The organism is Sphingomonas sp. (assembly GCF_048595155.1).
Taxonomy (GTDB): Bacteria; Pseudomonadota; Alphaproteobacteria; order Sphingomonadales; family Sphingomonadaceae; genus Sphingomonas_I.
Genome location: NZ_JBMDXN010000025.1, coordinates 1 through 25,393 on the forward strand (window position 1 = coordinate 1; position 25,393 = coordinate 25,393).

Consider the following 25,393-nt stretch of genomic DNA (forward strand, 5'->3'; position numbering starts at 1 on the left):
GCTGGAATTATTTCGAAGGGCTCGACGCGGAAGAGGCGGCTGCGCGGGAAGCGGCCGAGCGGGGCGAAGGCTCCGCCTATAGCTCCGCCTCCCATTATGCCTGGGGTGGCCCGGGCGACGGCACCCGCTCACGCGACGAGATGCGGGCCTTGTCGGTCCTGGAACTGGACAGCGATGCCGACTTTGACGAGGTCAAGGCTGCCTGGCGCAGGCTTGCCAAGGCCAACCATCCCGACACGCGACCGGGCGATACGGAGGCGGCCGAACGCTTCCGCGCCGTGCAGGCGGCGTGGGACGTGTTGCGCCAGGCCGAAGAAAGGCGCGCTGCATGATCCTGGGCGTGCGCGCGCAATGGCGCGCCTCCGTCCTGGTCTGCGCAAAATGCGAGAAGAAGCTCGACAAGAAGGGCTTTGGCGCGGACGGCAAGCAGCGTCTGTCCAAGCTCCTGCGTACGCGGTTTGCCGGCGGCAAGGGTCGTAAGGCTGGTATCGGCGTGATGTCGGTCAAGTGCCTGAAGGTGTGCCCCAAGCGTGCCGTCACGGTGGTGGATGGCGCCCGCCCGCGTGACTGGCTGATCGTCCAATCCGGTACTCCGATCGAACAGGTCGAATCGCGCCTGGGCCTGACCGAGGCGATCGCCGTCGCCGCCGAATGAGGCCGGGAGGCTTGGCGACGATTGGGAAACAGTGCGAAAACGTGTTGGGATGATTGCATCCGCATTGCCCGCGAGGTGCGTCATGGACCTCAGCCTTCGCTGGCGTGACGTGGCGTATAGAGGATAGGTCGCCAAACCCATTACCGTCATGCCAGCGTAGGCTCGCATCCACGGACTAGCCCCAAGCCGTTCCGCGAATGAGGCGCTTCAACGCGCCTCTGCCGACAGGTCGCTGAGGTTCCGCGGTCCCCGCCGCCTCAATCGCTTAAACGTAGCGGCCCGCCGTCGCCCGGATCAGGGCAATCATGTTGGGAATGCCCTGGGTGCGGCTGGAACTGAGCTGTCGGGTCAACTCGAACGGAGCGAGGGCCCCCTCGATGTCGGTCGCGATAATCTCCGCCGCGGTTCGATCCTGCACCGTCAGCAGCACCAGCGCGATGATGCCCTTGGTGATGGCGGCATTGCTGTCCGCTAGGAAATGCAGGCGATTCTCCTCCATGCGCGTGGGGTAGACCCATACCGAAGCGGAACAGCCGCGGACCAGGGTGGCGTCGGTCTTCAGCGCGTCGGGCATCGGTTCCAGGTCGCGACCCAGTTCGATCAGCAGGCGGTAGCGGTCGTCCGCGTCCAGAAAAGCATATTCGTCCAGCAATTCATCGATCTTGGCCATGGCAGGGCGGCTAGCAGACGGATTTGCGTGGAGGAAGGCTGGACGAAGGGGCCGCGGCTGCGCTAACGGCGCTGCAACGCGGGTGTGGTGAAACTGGTAGACGCGCGGGACTCAAAATCCCGTTCCGCAAGGAGTGTCGGTTCGAGCCCGACCACCCGCACCCTCTTTCAAGACAAAAAGGGCGGCGGATTACTACGCCGCCCATAATGATCTGTAGATCGGTAAGGCCGGTTAGTCGCAGTAACGCACCCGGACATATTGGCCGATATAGCCATCCCAGCGCCAGTCGCTGCGGCAAATCGGACCGCGCGCATAATAGCCGTCATAGTAAACCGGCGGAGGCGGGGGCGGCGCATAATAGACTGGGCCACCATAATAGCTCGGCGCATAATAGCGCGGATGGTTGCTCGCGATCGCAGCGCCGGCAGCCAGGCCCAGAACGCCCGCGCCAAGGATAGCTGCGGTACGCCCGCCACCATGATGATAATAGCCGCGGCCATAATAGCCGGGTCCCCAATAGCGCGCTTCCGCAGGAGCGGCCGCGCCAATGGTCACGCCCACCAACGCCAGGGCGGCGGCGGATGCAGTCAGAAGCTTACGCATTACCAATCTCCAATCCTGTCCGAGAGGTAACCTCCCGTATCAGCCCCATGACACGATTCGCCTGAACCGGTCTGGAATCAAGTGTTTATCAAACGTTCACGCGCCCTGAACGCTGCGCAATTCGTCGCAAAACCCATCGCAGTTGGCAGCAAGGCCGCCGATCCTGTAGAGGCGTCCACCTGATGCCGCGCACGCTGCTGAGACGAGCTCCTTTCTTCGAGGACAAGAACCGCGCCTTTTGGACGCTGCAGTCGGCTGGCTGGGCCGGCTATTTCGTGCTGCGCGCACTCAGCGGCATTGCGAACGCCATGGGCTGGCTGTTCATCGTGCCGACGGCGCTGACCACCGCAACCGGCTATTCGCTGACTTTGCTGATGTCGGCCGCCTATCGCCGCCTGTTCACCATGCGCCCGGCGATCACCTGGGGCGGATCGATCCTGATCCTGATGTTCTCCTCAGCGCTTTTCTCGTCGATCGAGACATGGGCGCACGCCACTTTCTACAGCACCGGCCCGATGCCGGAGGGCATTCAGTTCTTTTCCGCGATCCTGCTGGATTTCTCGCTGCTCGCGGCATGGTCGGCCCTCTATTACGGCATCAATTTCTACATCGTGGTGGAAGAGCAGCGCGATCAGCTGCTGCGCCTGGGCAGCCAGGCCTCGTCGGCGCAGCTCGCCATGCTGCGCTACCAGCTCAACCCGCATTTCCTGTTCAACACGCTCAATTCCATCTCGACGCTCGTGCTGCTGAAACAGACCGAGCGGGCCAATGCCATGCTGTCGCGCCTTGCCTCTTTCCTACGCTACACTTTGGTGAGCGAGCCGGAGGGGGAGGTGACGCTGGCGCAGGAGGTGGAGACGCTGAAACTGTATCTCGACATCGAAAAGATGCGGTTTGAGGAGCGGCTGCGCACCCGCTTCGACGTCGATCCCGCTGCGGCCCATGCCAATATTCCGTCGCTGCTGCTGCAGCCGTTGGTTGAAAATGCCATCAAATATGCGGTCACGCCGAAGGAGGAGGGGGCCGACATCGCCGTTGCCGCGCGCAGGATCGGCAATCGCGTTCACATCACGGTCAGCGACACCGGCCCAGGGAGCGGCGCCAGCGCGAGCGACGGCGGGGCGGCAACAACCGTTTCGACCGGAGTCGGGCTGGTCAACACGAGGGACCGGTTGGTTCAGGCTTATGGTAGCGAACATAAATTCGAGACCGAGGCCCGTTCCGACGGGTTCACCGTGACGATCGAAATTCCGTACCAGTCGAACACGACGAGGATCTGAACTCCATGACCATCCGCACAATCTTGGTCGATGACGAGCCTTTGGCCATCCAGGGGCTGGAGGTGCGGCTCGCACCGCACGAAGACGTCGAGATTATCGAAACCTGCACCAACGGGCGGGAAGCGATTCGCGCGATCAAGACCCACAAGCCCGATCTGGTATTCCTGGATATCCAGATGCCGGGTTTCGACGGATTCTCCGTCATTCAGGGCCTGATGGAGGTCGAACCGCCTCTGTTCGTTTTTGTGACCGCTTATGTCGATCATGCACTGCGGGGATTTGAAGCCGGTGCCGTCGACTATCTGATGAAACCTGTTGAGACCGATCGCCTTGCCGACACATTGGAGCGGGTGCGCCAGCGCCTCGCGGAGAAGCGCGCGGCCGGCGAAGTCGCGCAGCTGAAGGAAGTCATCGCCGAACATGCGCCGGAGGCGGCCGATGTGATGCCGGACACGGCCGATGCGCATGCGTCGAGCCGGTATGAGAAGCTGATCAACATCAAGGATCGCGGCCAGATCTTCCGCGTCGATGTCGATTCAATCGAGCGCATCGATGCCGCCGGCGATTATATGTGCATCTATACCGGCGATAACACGCTGATCCTGCGCGAGACGATGAAGGATCTGGAGAAGCGCCTGGACCCGCGTCGTTTCCAGCGCATCCATCGCTCGACCATCGTCAACCTGGATCTGGTGAAGCAGGTCAAGCCGCACACCAACGGCGAATGTTTCCTGGTTCTCGGTTCGGGCGCACAGGTGAAGGTATCCCGCTCCTACCGCGACGTGGTGGCGCGTTTCGTCCACTGACATTGGTGGGAACGGAAGTGCGCGTAGCGACTTAAGCAGTACGGAGGCGCACGAAGCCGTCTGCAATTTGGACGGATCGTTGCCTGAATTGACTTCTTCCTCGGCCGAACGCTGGAATGAGGCGGATCGGCTGGACGCACTGGTTCAGGCCGGCGTGCTCGACACGCCGCCTGAACAGGCGTTCGACGACATCGTCATGCTCGTGAAGACGATTTGCCAGACGCCGATCGCGCTCGTCAGCCTGGTTGATGCGGACCGTCAGTGGTTCAAGGCCAAGACGGGCACCGACGCGCAGGAGACGCCGATCGAGACGTCCGTGTGCGCACTCGCGATCCAGGGCGAGGGCTTGTTCGAGATACGCGATCTGGCCCAGGATCCGCGCACGGCAGGCATGTCGCTCGTGCGGGACGATCCGCATATTCGCTTCTATGCGGGCGTGCCCCTCGTCACCGCCAAGGGACTTCCGCTGGGCAGCCTCTGTGCCATCGACATAAAGCCGCGACCCGAAGGGCTGAACCAGACCCAGCGGATCGCGCTGGAGGCGCTGGCACGGCAGACGATTGCCCAGATCGAGATCAACGCGCTGTTCCGTCAGCGGGAGGTCTCGCTGTCGGCATCGCAAGGCATCGGTACCTGGGACTGGGATTTGCGGCGCGACCGGGTCGTCGCGGACGAACGGTTCGCCCGCATCTACGGCGTCGATCCCGCGCGGGCGGCGGCGGGCGCGCCGATTTCCAGTTTCTTCACCCGTGTCCATCCCGACGATCTGCCGCGGCTGGAGCAAGAGATCGCGCATACGATCCGGACCGGCGATCCATTCAACACGGAATATCGCCTCATCCGTGAAGACGGGGCCTCGCAATGGCTCGTTGCCCAGGGCAGGCCGATGCTGGACATTGACGGCACCGCGATACGCTTTCCCGGGGTCAGCTTCGATGTGACGGAGCGGAAAAGCGCCGAAGCGCGCGCGAATGCGCTGCTGGAATTGAGCGACCGGATCCGCGACATCGCCGATACCGCCGAGATCGCCTTCATCGCGTCGGAAATCCTGGGCAAGACGCTGGGTGTCAGCCGCGCCGGCTATGGCACGATCGATCCGGTAGCCGAGACGATCGAGATCGAGCGCGACTGGAACGCGCCAGGCGTGAAGAGCCTCGCCGGCGTTCTGAACTTCCGGGATTACGGATCCTATATCGAGACGCTGAAGCGCGGCGAAACGGTGGTCATCCCCGACGCAAGGCTCGATCAGCGCACCCGCGACAATGCCGCGGCGCTGGAGGCCATCACGGCGCGCGCCTTCGTCAACATGCCGCTGACCGAACAGGGGGGCTTCGTTGCCCTGGTCTATCTGAACAATGCCCGGACGCGTCAGTGGAGCACGGCGGAACTCGGGTTCATGCGCGAAGTGGCCGAGCGCGTCCGTAGCGCCACCGAACGCCGGCGCGCCGAGCAGGAACTGGCGGAGCTGAATGCGTCGCTGGAGGCGGAGGTGGAACGCCGCACGGCCGATCTGATGGATATGGAGGAGCAGCTCCGCCAGAGCCAGAAGATGGAAGCCGTCGGCCAATTGACCGGCGGACTTGCCCACGATTTCAATAATATGCTCACCGGCATTTCCGGCGCGTTGGAGATGATCCAGATCCGCATCCAGCAGGGCCGGATCGGGGAACTGGAACGCTATGCCACCGCGGCGCGCGGGGCGGCCAGCCGCGCGGCGGCGCTGACGCACCGGCTGCTCGCTTTCTCCCGCCGGCAGACGCTGGATCCGCGCCCGACCGACGTCAATCGCCTGGTCGCAGGCATGGAAGAGATCGTCCGCCGCACCGTCGGCCCGGCCATCATCGTCGAGACGGTGCAGGCGGCAGGCCTGTGGAGCACGCTGGTCGATCAGAACCAGCTGGAAAATGCCTTGCTCAATCTCGTGATCAATGCGCGGGACGCGATGCCGGACGGCGGCCGCATCACCATCGAGACTGCCAATAAGTGGCTGGATACCCGCGCCGCACGCGAGCGCGATCTTGCGGAGGGCCAATATCTGTCTCTCTGCGTCAGCGACACGGGTTGCGGGATGACGCCGGAGGTACAGGCGCGCGCCTTCGATCCATTCTTCACGACCAAGCCGCTGGGGGAGGGGACCGGCCTTGGCTTATCGATGATCTATGGCTTCGTGCGTCAATCGGGCGGGCAGGCGCGGGTCTATAGCGAACCCGGGCAGGGCACGACGATGTGCCTCTATTTTCCACGCTTCTATGGCGAAGCGGAGCGGGATGAAGACACGCACAGCAGCCAGGGCATGCCGCGCATGGAAGGCAATCAGACCGTGCTGGTGGTCGATGACGAGCCGACCATCCGCATGCTCATCGGCGAGGTGCTGGAGGAGATGGGTTGCGCGACGATCGAGGCGGCCGACGGGGCGACCGCGCTGCAACTGCTTCAGTCGGATGCGCGGATCGATCTGCTCGTGACCGATATCGGCCTGCCGGGCCCCATGAACGGCCGCCAGGTTGCCGATGCCGCCCGGGCGCTCAGGCCCGATCTGGGCGTGCTGATCATCACCGGCTATGCCGAGAATGCCGTCGTCGGCAATGGCCCGCTGGAGCCGGGTATGGAGTTGGTGACCAAGCCGTTTGCGATGGAGACATTCGGCGCGCGCGTGCGAGATATGCTCGCCCGCTGAAACCCAGCTGCATGGGATGGCGCCTTGGCCTAGATCAGCCGAACCGGCCCGTCACATAATCGCGCGTGCGGCGCGAACGGGGGTTGGAGAAGATTTCCGCTGTCGGCCCGAACTCGATCATCCGGCCCAGGAACATGAAACCGGTGTGATCGGAGATGCGGCTCGCCTGCTGCAGATTGTGCGTCACGATCACCACCGTGACATCCTTCTTCAGCTCGACCAGGGTCTGCTCCAGCTTGGCGGTGGAGACCGGGTCGAGCGCGGACGCGGGCTCGTCCAGCAGCAGGATTTCCGGCTGCACGGCGATGCCGCGCGCCACGCACAGCCGCTGCTGCTGGCCGCCCGAAAGACCCAGGCCGGACGTGTGGAGCTTGTCCTTGACCTCCTCCCACAAGGCGGCGCGCATCAGCGACTGTTGGACGAGCTGGTCCATCTCGGCCCGGCTCTTGCGATGATAGAGACGTACGCCGAAGGCGACATTGTCATAGATCGACATTGGGAACGGCGTCGGCTTCTGGAAGACCATGCCGACGCGGGCGCGCAGCGCTGCCGGATCGCCGCCCTTCAGCACGTCTTCGCCGTCCAGCAGGATTTCCCCTTCTGCCCGCTGGCCGGGATAAAGCGCATAGATGCGGTTCAGCGCACGCAGCAGCGTCGATTTGCCGCAGCCGGACGGGCCGATCAGAGCCGTGATCTTGTTCCGCTCGATCGGCAGGTCGACGCTGTGAAGCGCTTCGTTGGCGCCGTAGAAGAATTGAAGATTCTTCGCCTCCAGCACGAGACCGCCGGCGGGGCGGGTCATGAACTGCTCTTCGCCGGCCGAACTGCTGGGGGGCGACATCATGGCGGTATCGGTCATGGTCGATGCGTCTCCCGGGCCAATACGCGCCCGACGATATTGATGAACAGGACGGCCATCGCGATCAGCAGCGCGCCGACCCAGGCCAGACGCTGCCAATCTTCCTGGGCCGACAGCGCGAACTGGAAGATCGTCGTCGGCAGGCTGGCCATCGGCTGGGTCGGATCGGCATTGTAGAATTGATTGCCGAGCGAGGTGAACAGCAGCGGCGCGGTTTCGCCGGAGATACGGGCAAAGCCGAGCAGACCGGCCGTGAGCAGCCCGGAGCGTGCCGCTTTCCAGATGATCCTGCGGATCACGAACGCCCGGCTCGCGCCCAGCGCCATGCCGGCTTCGCGCAGCGAACCGGGCTGCAGCGTCAGGATATCCTCGGTCGTGCGTACTACGATTGGGGTCGCCAAAAAGGCCAGCGCCACGCCCCCGGCGAAGCCGGAGAAGCCGTGGAAGGGCGCCACCAACATCTCGTACACGAACAGGCCGATCAGGATCGACGGTGCCGAGATCAGCACGTCGTTGAAGAAGCGGACGATATCGCCGTAGCGCGTGCCGGCGCCATATTCCGCCAGCCACGTGCCGGCGAGGATGCCGATGATGAGCGCGAAGATCATGCCGATCCCGCACATGATCAGCGATCCGACGATGGCATTGCGCAAGCCACCGGGCGAGCCGGGGGCGGGCTGATCCTGCGTGAAGATCATGAGGTCGAGCCCGCCCAGGCCTTTGCTGAGCAAGGTCCACAGGATCATGACCAGCACGCTCAGCGCCAGCGCGGTCGCGATCCCGCACAGGACGACGAAGATGCCGTTGAAGGCGCGGCGGCGGGCGGCTCGGCTCATCAGACTTTCGCCTCGCGGAGCAGCAGGCGGGCGACCGCCAGCACGATGAAGGTGATCACGAACAGCACGAAGCCCAGCGCGATCAGCGCCGATGTATGCAGGTCGCCGGTCGCCTCGGCAAATTCGTTGGCTACGGTCGATGCGATGGTCGATCCGCTGTCGAACGGGCCCTTGGGAAAGCCGTGGGCGTTGCCGATGATGAAGGTCACGGCCATCGTCTCGCCCAAGGCGCGTCCCAGCCCCAGCATGACCACGCCGATCATGCCGCGGCGGACATAGGGGACGATCACCGCCTTGATCACCTCGAACGGGGTACAGCCCAGCCCGTAAGCGGCTTCGCGCACCTGCGGCGGCACCGTCAGGAACAGCTCGCGGAAGACCGCTGCCATATAAGGCAGGATCATGATCGCCAGGATCAGCGATGCGGTGAAGATGTTGGCGCCGTTGGGCGTGCCGCCGAAAAAGCGCCCGACCCAGCCGTCAGGATCGGCGTGCAGCGCGATCGGCATCTGCACATGCTCGGCAAACCAGGGCGCGAGCACGAACAGGCCCCACATGCCGTAGACGATCGACGGGATGCCTGCGAGCAGCTCGACCGCCACTGCAATCGGCTGCGACAGGCGCGGCGGGCAGAATTCGACCAGGAAGACCGAAACGCCGAGCGCCAAGGGCAGCGCGATCATCAGCGACAGGAAGGCTGTGATGAGCGTGCCGACGATCGGCCCGGCCGCGCCGTAAATCTCCGTCACCGGGTTCCAGGTGGTGGAGGTCAGGAAGCTCAGACCGAACTGATGGAAGGCAGGTAGGCCGCCCAGGAACAGACTGATGACCACGCCCGCCAACGCCGCCAGCAGGATCGTGGCAGCGGTTGCGCAGGCATAGCGGAAGATTATCTCGCCCACGGCATGGCCTGGAGGCGCGCCCTGCGGGCTGGCGTGTACACTGGTGGCCATGCTGAACTCGTGAAGCGGATGGCCGGGGCGGCGGCCGCCCCGGCGCTCCGGGTTTTACTTCGCGACGTAAACCGGCTTGCCGCCGGACGTTACGGAACGGGCCCACTGCTTCTTCAACAGGCCCTTCACATTGGCCGGCAGCGGCACATAATCCAGGCCGGCGGCGAGGCCGTCACCCTTGCTATAGGCCCAGTCGAAGAATTTCAGCACCTGCGCGCCCTTCGCGGCATTCGCCTGGTTGCGATAGACCAGGATGAAGGTTGCGCCCGTGATCGGCCAGGCGGCGGGGCTCGGCTGATCCAGCAGCAGGACGTAATTGCCCGGCGAGCGCAGCCAGGGGGCGCTCGCGGCTGCCGCCGCGAAGGCGGGTGCCGCGGGGGCGACGAACTTGCCGGCCTTGTTCTGCATCAGCGCATAGGTGGATCGATTCTGCTTGGCATAGGCATATTCGACATAGCCGATCGCGCCATTGGTCTGCTTCACGAACGCTGCGACGCCGTCATTGCCCTTGCCGCCCAGGCCCGTCGGCCACTGAACCGAGTCGCTTGCGCCCACCTGCGACGCCCACGCCGGGTTCTTCATCGCCAGATAAGAGGTGAACAGGAAGCTGGTGCCCGATCCATCGGAGCGATGTACAACCGTGATCGGCAGGTTCGGCAGCGGGACGCCCGGGTTCAGCGCGGCGATCTGCGGCGCGTTCCAGCGCGTGACCTTGCCCAGGAAGATGTCACCCAACAGCGCACCGGAGAGCTTGATCTGGCCGGGGCGGATGCCGGGAAGGTTCATGACGGGCACGACGCCGCCGACGACGGTCGGGAACTGATAGAGGCCGGACGCCGCGAGCTCGGCGGGCTTCAACGGCTTGTCCGATGCGCCGAAATCGACCGTCTTGGCCTTGATCTGCTTGATGCCGCCGCCCGATCCGATCGGCTGATAGTTCAGGCCAACGCCGGTCTGCCCGCGGTAGGTTTCCGCCCACTTGGCGTAGATCGGGGCAGGGAAGGTCGCACCGGCGCCGGAAAGATCCGCGGCAGCCGCAGTGGTAGCGATGGCGAGGCCGCCAATCGACGCGACGAACGTCTTGAACATCAGAGTCCCCTGGAAAGAAGGCGGTTTTGGCCGCCCCGTGCCTGTATGGAGGTTTCGTGACGCTTCTGTGACAGTGGTAGCGGTGGCGCTACTCCGGCAGAACGCGCACGGCGCCGCGCGACGCATTCCCCGCGAAGAGAGCATAGGCTTGCAACGCCTTGGAAACATTGCGCTTGCGACCGAGCGGCTTCCACGCCTTGGCGCCGCGATCCTCCATCGCCGCATGGCGGGCGGCAAGCGTGGCATCGTCCACCAGCAGGCTGATCCTGCGGTTGGGGATATCGATCTCGATCAGGTCGCCATGCTCAACCAGCGCGATCAGGCCGCCTTCCGCGGCTTCGGGGGAAACATGGCCGATCGACAGGCCCGATGACCCGCCGGAGAACCGCCCGTCGGTCAGCAAGGCGCAGGCTTTGCCCAGGCCCTTCGATTTCAAATAGGAGGTCGGGTAGAGCATCTCCTGCATGCCGGGCCCGCCGCGTGGCCCTTCATAGCGGATCACCACCACGTCCCCTTCCTTGACCTGATTGCCGAGGATGCCGACCACCGCCGCGTCCTGGCTTTCGAACACGATCGCCCGCCCGGTGAAGGTGAGGATGCTCTCATCGACGCTGGCCGTTTTGACGATGCAGCCTTCCGGGGCGAGATTGCCGAACAGGACTGCCAGGCCGCCATCCTGGCTGAAGGCGTGGGCTTGCGATCGGATCACGCCTTTCTCGCGGTCCAGATCCAGATCGTCCCAGCGTCGGGATTGGCTGAAGGCGGTTTGCGTCGGCACCCCGCCCGGGGCCGCGCGATAGAAGGTGCGAACCGCATCGCTGTTGGTGCGTGCCACATCCCAACGACCGAGTCCTTCGCCCAATGTCGCGGAATGGACCGTCGGCTGCTCGACATCCAGCAATTGCGCGCGGTCCAGCTCGCCCAGGATCGCCATGATGCCGCCGGCGCGATGGACATCTTCCATATGCACGTCGGACGTGGCTGGCGCGACCTTGCACAAGACCGGCACGCGTCGCGACAGGCGATCAATGTCGGCCATGGTGAAATCGACGCCCGCCTCGTGCGCCGCCGCCAGCAAGTGCAGGACGGTATTGGTCGATCCGCCCATGGCGATATCCAGGCTCATCGCGTTTTCGAACGCTTCGAACGTGGCGATGCTGCGGGGCAGGGCGGTCGCGTCATTCTGTTCGTACCAGCGCCTGGCGAGATCGACGATCACATGACCGGCTTCGCGGAACAGGCGCTCCCGGTCCGCATGGGTGGCCAGCGCCGATCCGTTACCCGGCAACGACAGCCCCAGCGCCTCGGTCAGGCAGTTCATCGAATTGGCGGTGAACATGCCGGAACAGCTGCCGCAGGTTGGGCAGGCCTGCCGCTCGATCGCATCGACTTCTGCGTCGGTGAAGCGCTCGTCGGCGGCGGCGACCATCGCATCGACCAGGTCGAGCGCGACTTCTTTGCCCTTCAGCACCACCTTGCCGGCTTCCATCGGCCCGCCCGACACGAAGATAGCCGGCACGTTGAGGCGCAGCGCCGCCATCAGCATGCCCGGCGTGATCTTGTCGCAATTCGAAATGCACACCATCGCGTCGGCGCAATGGGCATTGACCATATATTCCACACTCTCCGCGCTCAGCTCGCGGCTCGGCAGCGAATAAAGCATGCCGTCATGTCCCATCGCGATGCCATCATCGACCGCGATCGTGTTGAATTCCTTGGCAACCCCGCCCGCAGCCTCGATCTCCCGCGCGACCAGCTGGCCAAGATCCTTCAGATGGACATGGCCGGGCACGAATTGGGTGAAGCTGTTCACCACCGCGATGATCGGCTTGCCGAAGTCGCTGTCCTTCATGCCGGTCGCGCGCCAGAGGCCGCGCGCGCCTGCCATGTTGCGGCCGTGAGTGGTGGTGCGGGATCGATATGCTGGCATGCCATCACCTATAGAGCCGCGATAAGCAGGCGGCAACGAAGCGGCGCGTTGCTACAGAAGGCGGCTGGGAGCCAGACCATGATTCTTGGAGGGCGCACATGAAAGCTATTGTCGGCCTGGTCGCTGGTGTGATCGCGATGCTGCCCGGATCGGCATCGGCCAGGGATTTCGCGGTCAGCCCGCAATATGATTCCACCCACGTCTATGTCGCGCCGGCCGATATCAATGCCTTTCTGACGAGCTTCACCGCCACCTTCGGCGGCAGCGTGACCAAGCCCAATCTGGTTCAGGTAACGCCAACGCCTAGCAAGACGATCTCGCAACTGGCTCAGACGCCGGTCGGCACCTTGTCGGTCTTCGCCTTCCAGACGCCGATCCCGTTTCCCTTCGGCAGCGAACGGACCGGCTATCTCGTCACCGATCTCGATGCGGCCGTCGCCGCCGCCAAAGCCGCAGGTGCCACCGTGCTGGTCGAGCCTTTCCCGGATCCCATCGGTCGCGATGCGCTGATCCAATGGCCGGGCGGGGTCGGCATGCAATTATATTGGCACACCGTCGCACCCCATTATCCGGCGCTGGCAACCATTCCAGAGAACCGTATCTATCTGACCAAAGGGGCGGCGGACGCCTTCCTCCGCGCCTGGCTGCGCTTCTCCCACGGGCATATCCTGTCCGATCATTCTGTCATATCGGGCGCGGCGTTCGGCCGGTCCGAAAGCCAGGTCAGGCTGGTCCGCATCCAATCGCGCTATGGCGAGATGGTGGTGGTGGCAGGCGATGGCGCCTGGCCCTGGCCCTACGGTCGAGAAATCAGCGGTTATGGCGTGACGGATCTCGCCGCCACGCTCGAAAAGGCGAACGCGGCGGGGGCGGTGACGCTGATATCCGCACATGATGTCGATGGGCGGCAGGAGGCCATGTTGCAATTTCCCGGCGGCTATATCGCTGCGGTACACGGCCCCGCGGGGCGCTGACGGAAGGGGTTGGTGCCATTCCGCTCAACAGCAATCGCGTGAAAGCATGGGGCTAGGGGATAGGTCTTCCTCTCCATCGCAGGATCGGCACGGGTGGATCGATGCGCGACGCGTCGACGAGTTCGAATGCGTCGCGTCGGTATTGCTATCGATCCTCTTCGCCCACCTGATCGGCGCCAGCAACGTCTCCTGGGCCGCTTTCTCCGGCTATATGGTGATGCGAGGGCATGCTGCCGAAAGCTTGCTGCGGGGCATCCTGCGGATCGTCGGCACGGCGGCCGGCGCGGCGCTGGGCCTCGTGTTGACGCCGCTGGCGCTTGGGAGCCTTGCCGTAACCGCCGTGCTGCTGGCCGTTATCGGCGGGACGACGCTCTATGCCGCGCTGACGGGCAAGCGTGCCTATGCGTGGCTGTTCGTTGGGCTGACCTTCGTCATGATCCTGCTCGACAAGACGCAGCATCCCGATATCGCGCTGGTGAACTTTGCGCGAACCCGCTTGCTGGAGGTGGTCGCCGGAACGGTGGCCTGCGTCCTCATCAGCACAGCCTCGACCGTAACATTGCGCCGGATCTGGCCGGCGGAACGTGCCGCGCCGGCCAAGCGGATCGGCTGGACTCCCCGCGCCGTGCGCCATGCCTGCCAGGCCGGCGCGGCGCTTTTGATCCTGCCGGTAATCGGAGTTTACCTCCATCTGCCGTCGCTCGCGCAGGGCGCGGTGGCGATCCTGGCGGCGATGCTCGTGCCGGTGACGAGTATCGGCTCCAGCGGCTTCGTGCCGGTCAGCTATCGCCTGCTCAATCGCGTGATAGGCTGCCTCTGCGGCGCCATGCTGGCCGCGATCATCCTCTATGTGGCGCAGGGTAATGCGCCGATCCTGATCCTCGGCACGATGCTCGGCGTGGCTGCGGGACGGCATCTGGAAAACGGCAATGGCGGCATGGCCTATGCGGGGACGCAGTTCGTGCTGGCCGTCCTCGTGACTTTGGTGCCCGATTCCTATGAGGATGCGCATATTGGCCCAGGCGTGGAGCGGCTGCTCGGCACGTTGATCGGCATGGGCCTGCTGGAGCCAGTTCTGCTGCTGTGGCATCTGCTCGCGCCGGGGCGACGAGAGCAGGGCGTGCGGGCGAAGAACGAAGCGGGGGGCGTCTAAGTAAGTCCTGGTTCTCTTTTCGTTCCGATGCGGCTAAGGGTTGTGCGTGCCTCACAACCTCACCTTGTGCGTCGGCGGTAGCCTCTGATGGCGAAGCGTGCGGGCAGCGCCGATCTGCCGTTGCATGGCGGCCGCGTGCCGGCCTGGCTCGGCCAGCGCATGACGCGGTTGGGAACGGTGATCGCGCAAGCCATCATCCATGAATATGGGCGCGATGAATTCCTGCGGCGGCTGGCGCACCCTTTCTGGTTCCAGTCCTTCGGCGCGGTGATGGGGATGGATTGGCATTCGTCCGGCATCACCACCAGCGTGCTGGGTGCGCTGAAGCGCGGGCTGGCGCCACTGTCCGGGGAGCTTGGTATCCATGTTTGCGGAGGGCGGGGCCGCCATTCCCGCCGCACGCCAGAGGAACTCGCCACCGTCGGAGATCGCGTCGGGATCGATGGCACGGCCATGGCCAAGGCAAGCCGGCTGGTGGCCAAGGTCGACAGTGCCGCGGTGCAGGATGGCTTCGATCTGTATTTGCACGGCTTCATCGTCTGTGACGACGGCAGCTGGACGGTCGTTCAACAAGGCATGAATGGGGATCGCCGTCAGGCGCGCCGCTATCACTGGCTGTCCGAAAATATCTCGAGCTTTGTCGAGGCGCCCCATGCGGCGATCGACGGCCGCACCCAGGGCGTGATCGTCAATCTCACCGATCGACGTGCCGCAGCGTCGCGATCGGGCCAGCTCGATCTTCTTGCCAAGCTCGGGCCGGATCGTATCGCGCGCGAATATGCTGCCCTGACGCGAATCGATGGGCCAGCGGCGCCGGCGCCCCAATCGATGCTGCCGCACCTGATGTTGCCGGATCATCATGATGTGCGGGCCGAGGACGTGATCGTCCGCCGGCTGCATGGCAATCTTGCGGCGGCGGCGGAGCAGGGCCCGGTCGACTTTGCGGAGCTGCTGCTGGTGCCGGGCGTGGGCGCTCGCACCGTGCGTGCGCTCGCGATGGTGGCGGAAGTCGTCCACGGCGCGCCATGCCGCTTCAGCGATCCTGCCCGCTTCTCGCTCGCGCATGGCGGCAAGGATCGCCATCCTTATCCAGTGCCGATCAAGGTGTATGATCATACGATCGCGGTGATGAAGCGGGCGGTGGCACAGGCGAAGCTTGGCCAGAGCGAGGAACTGGCGGCCATCCAGCGCCTCGACGAGCAAGCCCGCCGGCTGGAGCGGGACACAACGGGGCCTTCGGTCGAGGCCTTCATCGCGCAGGAACGGGATGACAGCCATAGCTATGGTGGCCGCAGCGTCTTCGGGTTCGAGCCGGCACGGATCATTCCGCGCGCCCGCATGGGCTGACGTCCCGTCGGTTAGGCCGCGCCGGCGGCGCGTTCGCCCATCGTGACATAATCCAGCTTGCCCGTGCCCAGGACGGGCAGGGCCTCGATCACGCGCACGTCGCGGGGGATCGCCAGTTCGCTAACGCCATTGGTGCGCGCCCAGGCCTGGAGCGGCGCAGCCGTCGCGCCGGCGTGGGTGGTGAAGAGTACCAATTGCTCCCCCTTGCGCGGATCGGGCCGGGTCACGACCGCATGTTCCGCATCTGGCCAGACGGCGGCGGCGTAGCCCTCCACCGCCGGGAGGGAGATCATCTCGCCACCGATCTTGGCGAACCGCTTGGCCCGCCCGCGAATGGTGACGAAGCCGGTTTTGTCGATGGTGACAATATCGCCGCTGTCATGCCACCCGCCTTCGGGGGGCTGCAACAGGCCCGGCGCGTCCGCTTTCAGATAGCCTGCCATGATATTCGGGCCGCGAATGGACAGACGACCGCCCTCGTCGATCCCGGGCACAGGATCGATCTTCGCCTCGATCCCCGGCAGCAACCGCCCGACACTGCCGGCCTTGAAGTGCATCGGCGTGTTGACGGCAATGACCGGCGCCGCCTCGGTCGCGCCATAGCCTTCCAGGATGCGCAGCCCGAACTTTTCGGCGTAGGTCTTCCGCGTCTCGTCGCGCACCCGCTCGGCACCGGCGAAGATGTAGCGCAAAGCGTAAAAGTCATAGCCATGCGCCATCCGTGCATAGCCGCTGAGGAAAGTGTCCGTCCCGAACAGGATCGTGGCATCGGAATCATAGGCCAGCGCCGGGACGATCCGATAGTGGAGCGGGCTCGGATACAGCAACGTCTTCACACCGGACAGAATGGGCAACAAGGTCCCTCCGGTCAGGCCGAAACTGTGAAAGACGGGCAGCGCGTTCAGGACCATGTCGGCTGAGTTGAAATCGATCCGCGCGGATAATTGCAGGCAGTTCGCCAGCAGGTTGCGGTGTGTCAGCACCACGCCCTTCGGCACGCCTTCCGATCCACTGGTGAACAGGATGACGGCGGGGTCGTCGGGCGTCACGCCATTGCGCCGATGCCGCCGGCCGGCCCAACGCGTCGCGATCAGCGCGCGGAGTTTTGCGAACGTGCCAACCGCGGCGCCGATATCCTCAAGATACAGGATACGCACGCCCGCTGCGTCGAGGCCGTCGAGGACCGCGCTCAGCTTGGCCTGGGTTACGAACGCGCGAGCGGTGACGATCGTGCGGATCTGGGCTGCCGTGCAGGCTGCCTTCAGATTGGCCAGGCCCGCGGTATAGTTGAGCATCGCCGGCACGCGCCCGATACCCTGCAAGGCGAAGAAGCTGGCGACCACCGCGCTGACGTTGGGCAACAGCACGCCCACTGCCTCACGGCGGGCGGTGACGCCCGCGAATATACGGCCCAGCACGATGCTTCCGGTCAACAGCCGGCCATAGCTCAGCGGCTCACGCTTCACGTCCTCGACGATGGGCGCCCGCGCGCCGTGAATATCCTTCGCGTCGATTAGCGCCTGATAAAGCGTGCGGTGGATGTTCGACGTGGCGAAGATCATGTCGCTCATCACATCGTACAGCTTGGCGCCGGCGGCGGCGCGGCGCTGCCGGGCAGTGTCGCCTTCCACCGCGAAGCGCCGCGCGGGCAGGATGGTCAGGTCGATCTTGGGGAAGGGGCGCAGCCGCACCTTCCCGCGCAGGCGGGAGAAAGGCGTATATTGAGCGCCGGCGATCCGCACCGGGATGATTGGCGCATCGGCCTTGTCCGCGACCATGCCCGGTCCGTCGAACACCTTCATCAGCGCGCCGGTGACCGTGATCCGCCCCTCCGGGAAAATGACCAGCGTGCGCCCCTCACGCACAGCCTTGACCATGGCTTTCGCGGCCATCGGATTGGTCGGATCGACCGGAAAGGCATCGAAGATGCGCAGGAAAGGCTGGATCCACCACGCCCGCGCGATCCGCGTCGCCATGGCGAAGGTCGGCCGTCCCGGCAGGAAGGCGGCCAGCAGCAGCCCGTCGAGGAAAGAGACGTGGTTGACCACCACCACCGCGCGTTCGCCTGGCTGGGGCATATGCTCGGCACCGTGGACCTCGACCCGGTAGAGCAGGATCAGCAGGCGGCGGACCAGCCACTTGAACACGGTTTCCGGCAGCAGCCAGCAGGAGATTAGCGCCACCGCGAGCGTGGCAAAACCTAGCGCGCCGATCACCCCGGATATGCTCGTCCCCGCCGCCAGCAGGCCGCTGACCGTTGCCACGACCAGCACCGTCACGAAGGCGTTGACGATATTGTTGGCGGCGATGATCCGCGAGCGGTTCGCTGCATCGCTATGCACCTGCAGGACGGCATAAAGTGGTACGATGAAGACGCCGCCGGAAAAGGCGATGCCGACCAGCGCGATCAAGATATGCCAGCTGCCTGGATTGGCGAGGAAGCCCGCGATCGTTTCCTGCCCGGGCATCGGCGTGAAGGCACGCGATGCGATCCACAGATCGATCAGGAATATGGCGAGCCCCAGCGCCGCCACCGGCACGTAGCGCGCGGACACTTCGCCGCGCAGCAGCTTGTTGACGACCAGCGAACCGACCGCGACCGACATCGAGAATATGAGCAGGAACAAGGTCACGACGGACGGCCCAGCCTGCAATGTGCCGCTCACCAGTGGCGCGAACTCCGCCAGCAGGATCGCGCCGACCGTGAAGAACCAGCTGATCCCGAGGATCGCTAGCCAGACGCCGCGGCCGCCCCGCGCGACCGCGATGATCTGCCACGTCCCCCGGAAGATGTTGCGCTCTATCTTCAGCTCCGGCGCCGCGGCGGGTGCGGAGGGGATGGCCAGGCTCATCAGGAAGCCGACTACCGCTACGCCGATCGCGAGCAGGCCCGCCTGCCACGGTGGGAGGACGCCGCCCGTCAACTGGCCGGCGAGGATTGCCAGAAACGTGCCCGCTTCGATCAGGCCGGTTCCGCCCATCAGCTCGTGCGTGCCCAATTGCTGCGGCAGGATGGAATATTTGATCGGCCCGAAGATGGTCGAATGCACGCCCATCAGGAACAGGCAGGCGAGCAGCACCGGCACCGATTCGAGCCAGAAGCCCAGCAGGGCCAGCATCATGATGGCGATTTCGGCGGCTTTCACACCGCGGATCAGCCAGGCCTTGTTGAACTTGTCCGCCAATTGACCGGCGAGCGCCGAGAACAGGAAATAAGGAAGGATGAACAATCCGGTCGCGATCGTCGCCAGCATCTCCGCCTTGCCGGGCCGCCCCGCGTAGAGGGCGAAATTGGCGAGGAACAGAAGCGCGAACTTGAGCAGATTGTCGTTGAAGGCCCCCAGGAACTGCACGACGAACAGCGGACCGAAGCGACGCTTGCCGAGCAAAGAGACATCGGGTGCCGACATTCTTATCCCTTCAAAAATCCGCTGCGGTCAGATCGCAAAATAGCGAGACAGGCAAGTCACGCGCCACCGGGTCGGCGGCACGAACACGCATGGATGATGGGAAGTGCCCGGCGGGACGATGGTTCCGACAGCGACATGTCGGAAGATGGAGGCCCGAGCCGGAATCGAACCGGCGTGCAAGGATTTGCAGTCCTCTGCGTAACCACTCCGCCATCGGGCCTTAAACGTCGAGATCAGGCGGAATTCTGAAATCGGCGGTTGGAGCTTGCACTCCAGAACCTGGCAGCGACGTGCCAAGACGCAGCCCCATAGCTGCGGCTTTTGGGATGAACAACCCGTATCGGGAAGAAAGGACAGGAAGGCGGCGCGTCATGGCGTGCCGGCCTTGCTCCGCGATCAGCGAACCGCCGACACATACAGGATATGCAAAGCATGATCCCGGCCGGCCCGCACCGCATGTTCGCCTGCGGCATTCGTGATCGGCTGGCCATTGGCCCCGCACACCATCGTCAGGGCTCCCGGCGGCGGCGGGTTCATCCGCAGGCTGACCTGCGCCGATAGTTGGCCATTGATGCCGATTGGGATCAGATAGCGATCCATCGCTACCGTCCGGCCCAGGCTATACCCCTTCAGTAGAGCCGCCGCACGTGCCGGGGTCAGGCAGAAATCGGACCAGTTCGCGTCGCTGCCCGGTATCTGGGCCAGCGTGAGTGCCTGGCGCGCTTTGTATCTGAGCATCACGTCGTGCGGCCCGGCGGGCAGCGGCACGGCGATATGACGCTGCACGTCCCAGGCGGCGAGCATCCCCTCTGGCGCCCGTGTCACCACCCCCGCGGCGACCAATGCGTCGAACGCCGGCTGCTTGCCCGTGACCGGTTCGACGAACGGAGGCGTCTCGGCAACTGCGAACGGATCCACGTCCGCCGCCCGGACGAGCGCACTGACATCGCGCTGATCCTTCCATGCCGTGAACGACCGGAGTGGCGCGGCAGGGCGGCGGTCGACCGTGATCTCCAATTCGGGGAAATGGCGATCGGGATAGGTCTCCGCTTCTCCCATCCAGCCGAAGCGCGGCATACCCAGATGCAACGTCACCGGCCCCTGCGCGACTGCAACCCTGGTCACGACCTCGATCTGACGGCCGGCCAGTGCGACATGCACGGCCGACACCTTGATGCGCCCGGGTGGCGTCGCGGTCAGCGGCCCGGGCGATGCACCGGCATTCACATCGTCCGCCTTCACCGGCGTGGCCAGTGCCAGGGCAAGCATGAGGCTGGCGGTAAAGAGCCTAGCGGACATAGCGAAAAACCCTCGGTGCATCCTTGCGGAGATAACGGATCGCGCGCCTTCCTGGCGCGGCTGATCCGCCGGGACTTCGCGAAAGCGATGCGAACGTGTCACATAGGCCGGGAAACTACCCGTCGGCTGATACGCATAAGGAAGCCCGGCTTCCTTGTAGATCAAGTCAGCGGACCCACCACTATCATTTGCAGATCGGGCGCTGTCCGATCTTGGACGTTTGCAGACGAAGAATGACCGTTTCCGGACGGCGATTTGAGGAAGTTCTGACGCAGCCATGCAACGCGGCGGCTGGCATGAATCATGCTCCCTTGGCCTCGCCAATGGTGTTCGGTAAGGCCGTTGCCTTCAGGCGCAGTGTCTTGTATGAATAAGACACCTCAAGAGGGCGGCGACAGTGACCGAACATAATTTCGAACAGATGCGGCGTGCGATGGTGGACAGTCAGTTGCGGACGACCGCGGTAAATGATCCCAGGGTGGTTGCGGCGATGGGCGCCGTGCCGCGCGAGCGCTTCGTGCCCACCGCGCAGGCAGCGCTCGCCTACCTCGATACCGCCTTGTCGGTGGCGCCTGGTCGATCGATCCCGGCTCCGATGATCCTGGGGCGCCTGCTGACCGAAGCACGGGTGAAGCCGACGGATCGCGTTCTCGTGGTGGGCGCGAACACCGGCTATGCAGCGGCTGTCATCGCGACGCTCGCGGAGTCCGTCACCGCGCTTGAGGAAGATGCGTCGCTGCTCGCCGATGCGTCGCTGCCCGCGCAGGTCACCCCCGTTTCCGGTCCGTTGACGGCGGGTTGGCCCGGTGCGGCGCCCTATGATCTGATCCTGTTCGACGGCGCGATCGAGCATGTTCCGCCGGCGATTGTGGAGCAGCTGGTGGATGGCGGCCGTGTCGCCGCGCCGATCATCGAAAATGGCGTCACCCGCCTGGCGATTGGTCGGAAAGCGGGCGGCGGCTTTGGCATGATCACGTTTGCAGATGCCGAAGCACCGGTGCTGCCGGGCTTTGAGGTGAGAAAGGGATTCACTTTCTAATGCGTGTGGGGGGGAGGATCATCGCAGGATTGCTGGGGGGAGCGGCGCTGGGAACGCCGGTCCTGGCAACCACGCTGCAGGAAGCATTTATCGAAACCTATAATTCCAGCCCCGCCTTGAATGCGGCGCGCGCGCAATTGCGGGCGACCGATGAGGGCGTGCCCATCGCCAAGGCGCAGTCGCGGGTTCAGGCGTCGAGCACACTGGGGCTGAGCCAGAATACGAACGGCATCACCCGCCTCAACAGCGGCGGCCGCACGCTGACCGCACAGCTCAACCTCTCTTATCCCCTGTTCCAGGGCGGCCGGGTCAAGAATGCGATCAACGCAGCCGAGTCGCGGGTGAGCGGAGGGCGCGCCGATCTGCGCACGACCGAGGGCAATATCTTCACCCAGGTCGTCGCGGCCTACATGGCCGTGATCCGCGATTCCTCGATCGTCGATCTCAACAAGAAGAATGTCGCAGTCCTCAATACCAATTTGAAGGCGAGCCGCGATCGCTTCCAGGTCGGCGATCTTACGCGGACCGATGTCGCCCAGTCCGAAGCCCGCCTCAGCCTCGCGCGCAGCCAGCTGGCGACGGCGCAGGGCAATCTCACCGGCAGCCGCGAGAATTTTCGGCGCGTGGTCGGGATCTGGCCGGAGGCGCTGGCGCAACCGCCGGCCTTGCCCAAGCTGCCCGACACGCCGGATCAGGCGGTGGAGATCGCGCTCCAGGACAGCCCGTCGCTGCAGGCGGCCGGCGCCATCACGCAGGCGGCCGGCTTCGACGTGCGCGCCGCGCGGGCCCAGCGTCTGCCGACCGTGTCGGCGATCGGCGGGACCAACTACAACAATTATCTCGGCACGATTAACCAGATTTCCGGCGGCTTCGGCGGTGACAATTCGCAAGGATCGAACTCGGTCGGCGTGTCGCTGAACCTGCCGCTTTACCAGGGCGGTCTCGTCGGCGCGCGCGTGCGTCAGGCGCAGGCGGTGCAGAACCAGGCGGTCGAACAGGGCATCGATATCGAGCGTCAGGTCATCGCCAACACGCGGGCCGCCTTCGCCAGCTATCGCGCCGCGGCCGAGGCGATCACCGCCAACAAACAGGCGGTGTCTGCCAACGAACTCGCGCTGGAGGGCGTGCGGGCCGAAAACCGGGTGGGCACGCGGACCGTGCTGGAGGTACTCAACGCCGAGCAGGAATTGTTGAACGCCCAGGTCGATCTGGTCAGCGCGCAATATGACCAATATGTTGCCGGCTTCGCCTTGTTGAACGCGATGGGGGAGGCGGAGGCCCGCGATCTCGGTCTCGACGGTGGCTCGCTCTACGATCCCATGGCCAATTATAACCATGTCCGGAACTGGCTGGGCGACTGGAGCGACCAGCCGGCTTATACGCCGCGCGGCACCCACACGACCGGCCCGACGCCGGCCGATCCGGATGTGGCGCCCTATGATCCGGAAGCGCCCTCCAACCGGGCCGTGACACCGCCGCGACAATAAGCGATACTCGCCGCGTCATGAGTGAAGGGGCGCCCGAACAGCCGATGGAAGATGTGCTCGCATCGATCAAGCGCATCATCAGCGCCGATGTCGAAGCCGTTCGCCGGTTTCCCACCGGCCCGGCCGAACGGCCGGCGCCCGACGAGGATGTGCTCGAGCTCGGGGCGCCGCCCGCGGCCGATGCGATCATCTCGGGAGAGACCGCCCAGGCCAGCAAGGCGGCGTTGGCGGCTTTGTCCGGCGTTTCGATCGATCCGCGTGCGGCCGACAACACGCTCGACGGCCTCGTGCGCGAACTGCTCCGCCCGATGCTCAAGGAATGGCTCGACGCCAATCTTCCCGATCTGGTGGAGCGGGTCGTGGCGCGCGAGGTCGCTCGCGCGATCGGGCGCTGACGCCACGGTTGAGGTGCGGGGTCAGCAGCGGGAGCGGGTCGGCACCGTCCATTGCGCCGCCCCCGCCACTATGGTCGCGCTAAGCTGTCAGCCCGCATCAGGAATGCGCGCGACCACCTTGATCTCAAAGTCGAACCCGGCCAGCCAGGTGACGCCGATCGCTGTCCAGCTGGGATAAGGCGCGCGGTCGAAAATCTCGTTCTTCACCGCCATGACGGTGTCGAACTGCGCCTCCGGATCGGTGTGGAAGGTCATGATATCGATGATGTCGTCAAATCCGCACCCGCCCGCAGCGAGGGTCGCCTTGAGATTGGCGAAGGCCAGGCGGACCTGCGCCTCGAACTCCGGCTCGGGCGAACCGTCGTCGCGGCTGCCGACCTGGCCAGACACGAACAGCAGATTGTCGGATCGCACGGCCGGGGAATAGCCGTGTCGGTCGTATAAAGCGTGGCGATTGGGATGAATCACGGCGTCGCGTCGAGCCATCTTGCGGTCCTTTCTTGGCAGAGCGATGCACCGGCCCACTGGACTTGCCAGCGGAGACGAGGCATTCACATACGAGACGTATGTAAAGCATACTCACGGGTGGATGTCAATTTGACATACGTAACGTATGTGAAAGGGTAAGGGATTGGCGCCGAAGCGTCGTGCCGAGACGATGGAAGAGAATCGCGCCAAGCTGATCGCAGCAGGGCGTCGTGCCTTTGCCGCATCGGGCTTTGCTGCGGCGTCGATGGACGATCTCACTGCGGCGGTCGGTCTTACCCGTGGTGCGCTTTACCATAGTTTCGGCGACAAGGCCGGGCTGCTCGCGGCGGTCGTCGCGCAGGTCGACGGCGAAATGGCCGCGCGGGCTGAGCGGGCGGCGGCCACGGCCAAGACCGATTGGGATCGCCTGCTGGTGGAGGCGGAGGCTTATATCGAAATGGCGCTGGATCCCGAGGTGCGCAGGATCGTCCTGCTTGATGGGCCGGCCTTTCTGGGCGATCCGTCGACCTGGCCGAGCCAGAATGCCTGCCTCGACGGCACCAAGCAGACGGTCGCCAAATTGATCGCCAATGGCGTCATGCGGCGCGTGGATGTCGAGGCCGCCTCTCGCCTCCTCAGCGGCGCCGCGTTCAACGCCGCCTTGTGGGTGGCCGCCAGCGAAACGCCGGATCTCGTCCTCCCCAAGGCGCTCGCCGCCTTCCGGCTGATGGCGGAAGGCTTTCTGGTGGACCGGGGATGATCAGGCCGTCTTTGCTTCCAGCAGGGCCAGACCGAAGCCCACGAAGATCGCACCCGTAACCCGATTGAAGGCGCGCTTGGTCGCCGGCTTTCCGAGGAAGCGGGAGAGGGATCGGCCGCCGACGCCATAGATGCCATACCAAAAGGCTTCGACCACCGCGAACGTCAGCACCATGATCGCGAATTGCGGCGCCTGGGGCCGTGTTGGGTCGACGAATTGGGGGAGGAAGGCCGCGGCGAACAGGATCAGCTTCGGATTGCTGATGCCGATCATGAAGCCGCCGCGGAACACGGCCAGGCGCGAGAGGCTGGGCCGGAGATCGCCATCGCCAACGTCGATTGGCGCACTGTCCGCGCGCCAGGCTTTGACGCCCAGGAACAGCAGATAGGCCACGCCCGCATAGCGAAGCACTTCGAACGCGCCTGGCAGGGCCAGCAACAGGGTCGTCACGCCCGCCGCCGAGGCGGCAAGCACGCTCACGACGGCCAGCAGGCATCCCGCCATGGCCGCCATACTGCGCCGCAGCCCCATCTCCACCGATCGGGTCAGGACATGCAGCATGTTCGGCCCGGGCGTGCCGGACAAGAGGAATACGGCGCCGAAAAACAGCCACCAGCTGTGCAATGCCATCTGAACGCATCCTCCCACGTACGGGCCCATCATTGATAGACGCGGAAGAGGACAGCTTTGAGGCAAGGTCGCA

The 25,393-nt window shown here is 64.8% G+C and carries 23 protein-coding genes and 2 tRNA genes; 13 read left to right on the forward strand and 12 right to left on the reverse strand.

The features are described from left to right. Both ACOJSI_RS04390 and ACOJSI_RS04395 read left to right on the forward strand, forming a co-directional pair. Positions 1-332, forward strand: a 332-nt coding sequence (locus tag ACOJSI_RS04390; RefSeq protein ID WP_420137046.1) for a J domain-containing protein, incomplete at its 5' end; no start/stop codon positions are given. Beyond that, on the forward strand, positions 329-655 hold the full coding sequence (locus ACOJSI_RS04395) for a hypothetical protein (RefSeq protein ID WP_420137047.1): 327 nt from the start codon (positions 329-331) through the stop codon (positions 653-655). The genes ACOJSI_RS04390 and ACOJSI_RS04395, both read left to right, overlap by 4 nt. A 265-nt stretch (positions 656-920) precedes the next feature. Here ACOJSI_RS04395 and ACOJSI_RS04400 read toward each other — a convergent pair whose 3' ends face one another. Then, the gene (locus ACOJSI_RS04400) at positions 921-1,325 is read right to left on the reverse strand and encodes a SufE family protein (protein ID WP_420137048.1); all 405 of its coding nucleotides are present in this window, start codon (positions 1,323-1,325) and stop codon (positions 921-923) included. 78 nt (positions 1,326-1,403) lie between these two features. Between ACOJSI_RS04400 and ACOJSI_RS04405 the strand changes: the two genes are divergently transcribed. Beyond that, positions 1,404-1,485, forward strand: a tRNA-Leu gene (locus ACOJSI_RS04405). Positions 1,486-1,556: 71 nt separating this feature from the next. On the opposite strand, the gene ACOJSI_RS04410 is transcribed toward ACOJSI_RS04405, so the two are convergent. After that, the gene (locus ACOJSI_RS04410; RefSeq protein WP_420137049.1) at positions 1,557-1,928 is read right to left on the reverse strand and encodes a hypothetical protein; all 372 of its coding nucleotides are present in this window, start codon (positions 1,926-1,928) and stop codon (positions 1,557-1,559) included. Between the two features lie 182 nt (positions 1,929-2,110). Here ACOJSI_RS04410 and ACOJSI_RS04415 point away from each other — a divergent pair, with 182 nt between their 5' ends. From ACOJSI_RS04415 to ACOJSI_RS04425, 3 genes are all read left to right on the forward strand, one after another. Continuing rightward, positions 2,111-3,208 (forward strand): sensor histidine kinase, encoded by a 1,098-nt coding sequence (locus ACOJSI_RS04415; protein ID WP_420137050.1) that lies wholly within the window; start codon positions 2,111-2,113, stop codon positions 3,206-3,208. Positions 3,209-3,213: 5 nt separating this feature from the next. Further along, positions 3,214-4,014: a LytR/AlgR family response regulator transcription factor gene (locus ACOJSI_RS04420; protein ID WP_420137051.1), complete on the forward strand. Its 801-nt coding sequence runs from the start codon at positions 3,214-3,216 to the stop codon at positions 4,012-4,014. Positions 4,015-4,093: 79 nt separating this feature from the next. Next, on the forward strand, positions 4,094-6,691 hold the full coding sequence (locus ACOJSI_RS04425; RefSeq protein ID WP_420137052.1) for a GAF domain-containing protein: 2,598 nt from the start codon (positions 4,094-4,096) through the stop codon (positions 6,689-6,691). 34 nt (positions 6,692-6,725) lie between these two features. Here the strand turns inward: ACOJSI_RS04425 and pstB are convergent, their stop codons facing one another. The 5 genes from pstB to ilvD form a co-directional block, all read right to left on the reverse strand. After that, complete coding sequence (pstB, locus tag ACOJSI_RS04430) at positions 6,726-7,532, reverse strand: phosphate ABC transporter ATP-binding protein PstB (protein ID WP_420137073.1); 807 nt, start codon at positions 7,530-7,532, stop codon at positions 6,726-6,728. 14 nt (positions 7,533-7,546) lie between these two features. Next, positions 7,547-8,386 (reverse strand): phosphate ABC transporter permease PstA, encoded by an 840-nt coding sequence (pstA, locus tag ACOJSI_RS04435; RefSeq protein WP_420137053.1) that lies wholly within the window; start codon positions 8,384-8,386, stop codon positions 7,547-7,549. After that, the gene (gene pstC, locus ACOJSI_RS04440; protein WP_420137054.1) at positions 8,386-9,339 is read right to left on the reverse strand and encodes a phosphate ABC transporter permease subunit PstC; all 954 of its coding nucleotides are present in this window, start codon (positions 9,337-9,339) and stop codon (positions 8,386-8,388) included. The genes pstA and pstC overlap by 1 nt, the downstream gene beginning before the upstream one ends. Before the next feature lie 54 nt (positions 9,340-9,393). Beyond that, entirely contained in the window at positions 9,394-10,428 is a 1,035-nt protein-coding gene (gene pstS / locus ACOJSI_RS04445) for a phosphate ABC transporter substrate-binding protein PstS (protein ID WP_420137055.1), read from the reverse strand. An 88-nt stretch (positions 10,429-10,516) separates the two neighbouring features. Beyond that, positions 10,517-12,358: a dihydroxy-acid dehydratase gene (ilvD, locus tag ACOJSI_RS04450; RefSeq protein WP_420137056.1), complete on the reverse strand. Its 1,842-nt coding sequence runs from the start codon at positions 12,356-12,358 to the stop codon at positions 10,517-10,519. Between the two features lie 98 nt (positions 12,359-12,456). Here ilvD and ACOJSI_RS04455 point away from each other — a divergent pair, with 98 nt between their 5' ends. The 3 genes from ACOJSI_RS04455 to ACOJSI_RS04465 all read left to right on the forward strand — a co-directional run bounded on the left by ACOJSI_RS04455 (position 12,457) and on the right by ACOJSI_RS04465 (position 15,832). Next, positions 12,457-13,332 carry a glyoxalase gene (locus ACOJSI_RS04455; protein ID WP_420137057.1) on the forward strand — a complete coding sequence of 292 codons (876 nt, stop codon included), beginning with the start codon at positions 12,457-12,459 and terminating at the stop codon, positions 13,330-13,332. Positions 13,333-13,378: 46 nt separating this feature from the next. Further along, positions 13,379-14,485, forward strand: a complete 1,107-nt coding sequence (locus ACOJSI_RS04460) for an FUSC family protein (RefSeq protein WP_420137058.1) — start codon at positions 13,379-13,381, stop codon at positions 14,483-14,485. 87 nt (positions 14,486-14,572) lie between these two features. Further along, positions 14,573-15,832: a DUF763 domain-containing protein gene (locus tag ACOJSI_RS04465; protein ID WP_420137059.1), complete on the forward strand. Its 1,260-nt coding sequence runs from the start codon at positions 14,573-14,575 to the stop codon at positions 15,830-15,832. 11 nt (positions 15,833-15,843) lie between these two features. On the opposite strand, the gene ACOJSI_RS04470 is transcribed toward ACOJSI_RS04465, so the two are convergent. The 3 genes from ACOJSI_RS04470 to ACOJSI_RS04480 form a co-directional block, all read right to left on the reverse strand. Continuing rightward, on the reverse strand, positions 15,844-19,242 hold the full coding sequence (locus ACOJSI_RS04470; RefSeq protein WP_420137060.1) for an acyl-[ACP]--phospholipid O-acyltransferase: 3,399 nt from the start codon (positions 19,240-19,242) through the stop codon (positions 15,844-15,846). A 146-nt stretch (positions 19,243-19,388) separates the two neighbouring features. Next, a tRNA-Cys gene (locus ACOJSI_RS04475) sits at positions 19,389-19,462 on the reverse strand. A gap of 176 nt (positions 19,463-19,638) precedes the next feature. Continuing rightward, positions 19,639-20,541, reverse strand: a complete 903-nt coding sequence (locus ACOJSI_RS04480; RefSeq protein ID WP_420137061.1) for a hypothetical protein — start codon at positions 20,539-20,541, stop codon at positions 19,639-19,641. 397 nt (positions 20,542-20,938) lie between these two features. Between ACOJSI_RS04480 and ACOJSI_RS04485 the strand changes: the two genes are divergently transcribed. Genes ACOJSI_RS04485 through ACOJSI_RS04495 form a run of 3 tightly spaced genes read left to right on the forward strand, consistent with a single transcriptional unit; the run spans position 20,939 to position 23,462 of the window. Continuing rightward, a complete protein-coding gene (locus ACOJSI_RS04485) occupies positions 20,939-21,580 on the forward strand; it encodes a protein-L-isoaspartate O-methyltransferase family protein (protein WP_420137062.1) in 642 nt (213 codons plus the stop codon). Further along, the gene (locus tag ACOJSI_RS04490; RefSeq protein ID WP_420137063.1) at positions 21,580-23,067 is read left to right on the forward strand and encodes a TolC family outer membrane protein; all 1,488 of its coding nucleotides are present in this window, start codon (positions 21,580-21,582) and stop codon (positions 23,065-23,067) included. Before ACOJSI_RS04485 ends, ACOJSI_RS04490 begins: the two co-directional genes overlap by 1 nt. Before the next feature lie 17 nt (positions 23,068-23,084). Further along, positions 23,085-23,462 (forward strand): DUF2497 domain-containing protein, encoded by a 378-nt coding sequence (locus ACOJSI_RS04495; RefSeq protein ID WP_420137064.1) that lies wholly within the window; start codon positions 23,085-23,087, stop codon positions 23,460-23,462. Between the two features lie 87 nt (positions 23,463-23,549). Here the strand turns inward: ACOJSI_RS04495 and ACOJSI_RS04500 are convergent, their stop codons facing one another. After that, positions 23,550-23,948 (reverse strand): RidA family protein, encoded by a 399-nt coding sequence (locus ACOJSI_RS04500; RefSeq protein WP_420137065.1) that lies wholly within the window; start codon positions 23,946-23,948, stop codon positions 23,550-23,552. 145 nt (positions 23,949-24,093) lie between these two features. Between ACOJSI_RS04500 and ACOJSI_RS04505 the strand changes: the two genes are divergently transcribed. Continuing rightward, the gene (locus ACOJSI_RS04505) at positions 24,094-24,690 is read left to right on the forward strand and encodes a TetR/AcrR family transcriptional regulator (protein ID WP_420137066.1); all 597 of its coding nucleotides are present in this window, start codon (positions 24,094-24,096) and stop codon (positions 24,688-24,690) included. Here the strand turns inward: ACOJSI_RS04505 and ACOJSI_RS04510 are convergent, their stop codons facing one another. Further along, positions 24,691-25,320 (reverse strand): LysE family translocator, encoded by a 630-nt coding sequence (locus ACOJSI_RS04510; RefSeq protein WP_420137067.1) that lies wholly within the window; start codon positions 25,318-25,320, stop codon positions 24,691-24,693. Positions 25,321-25,393 lie beyond the last annotated feature (73 nt).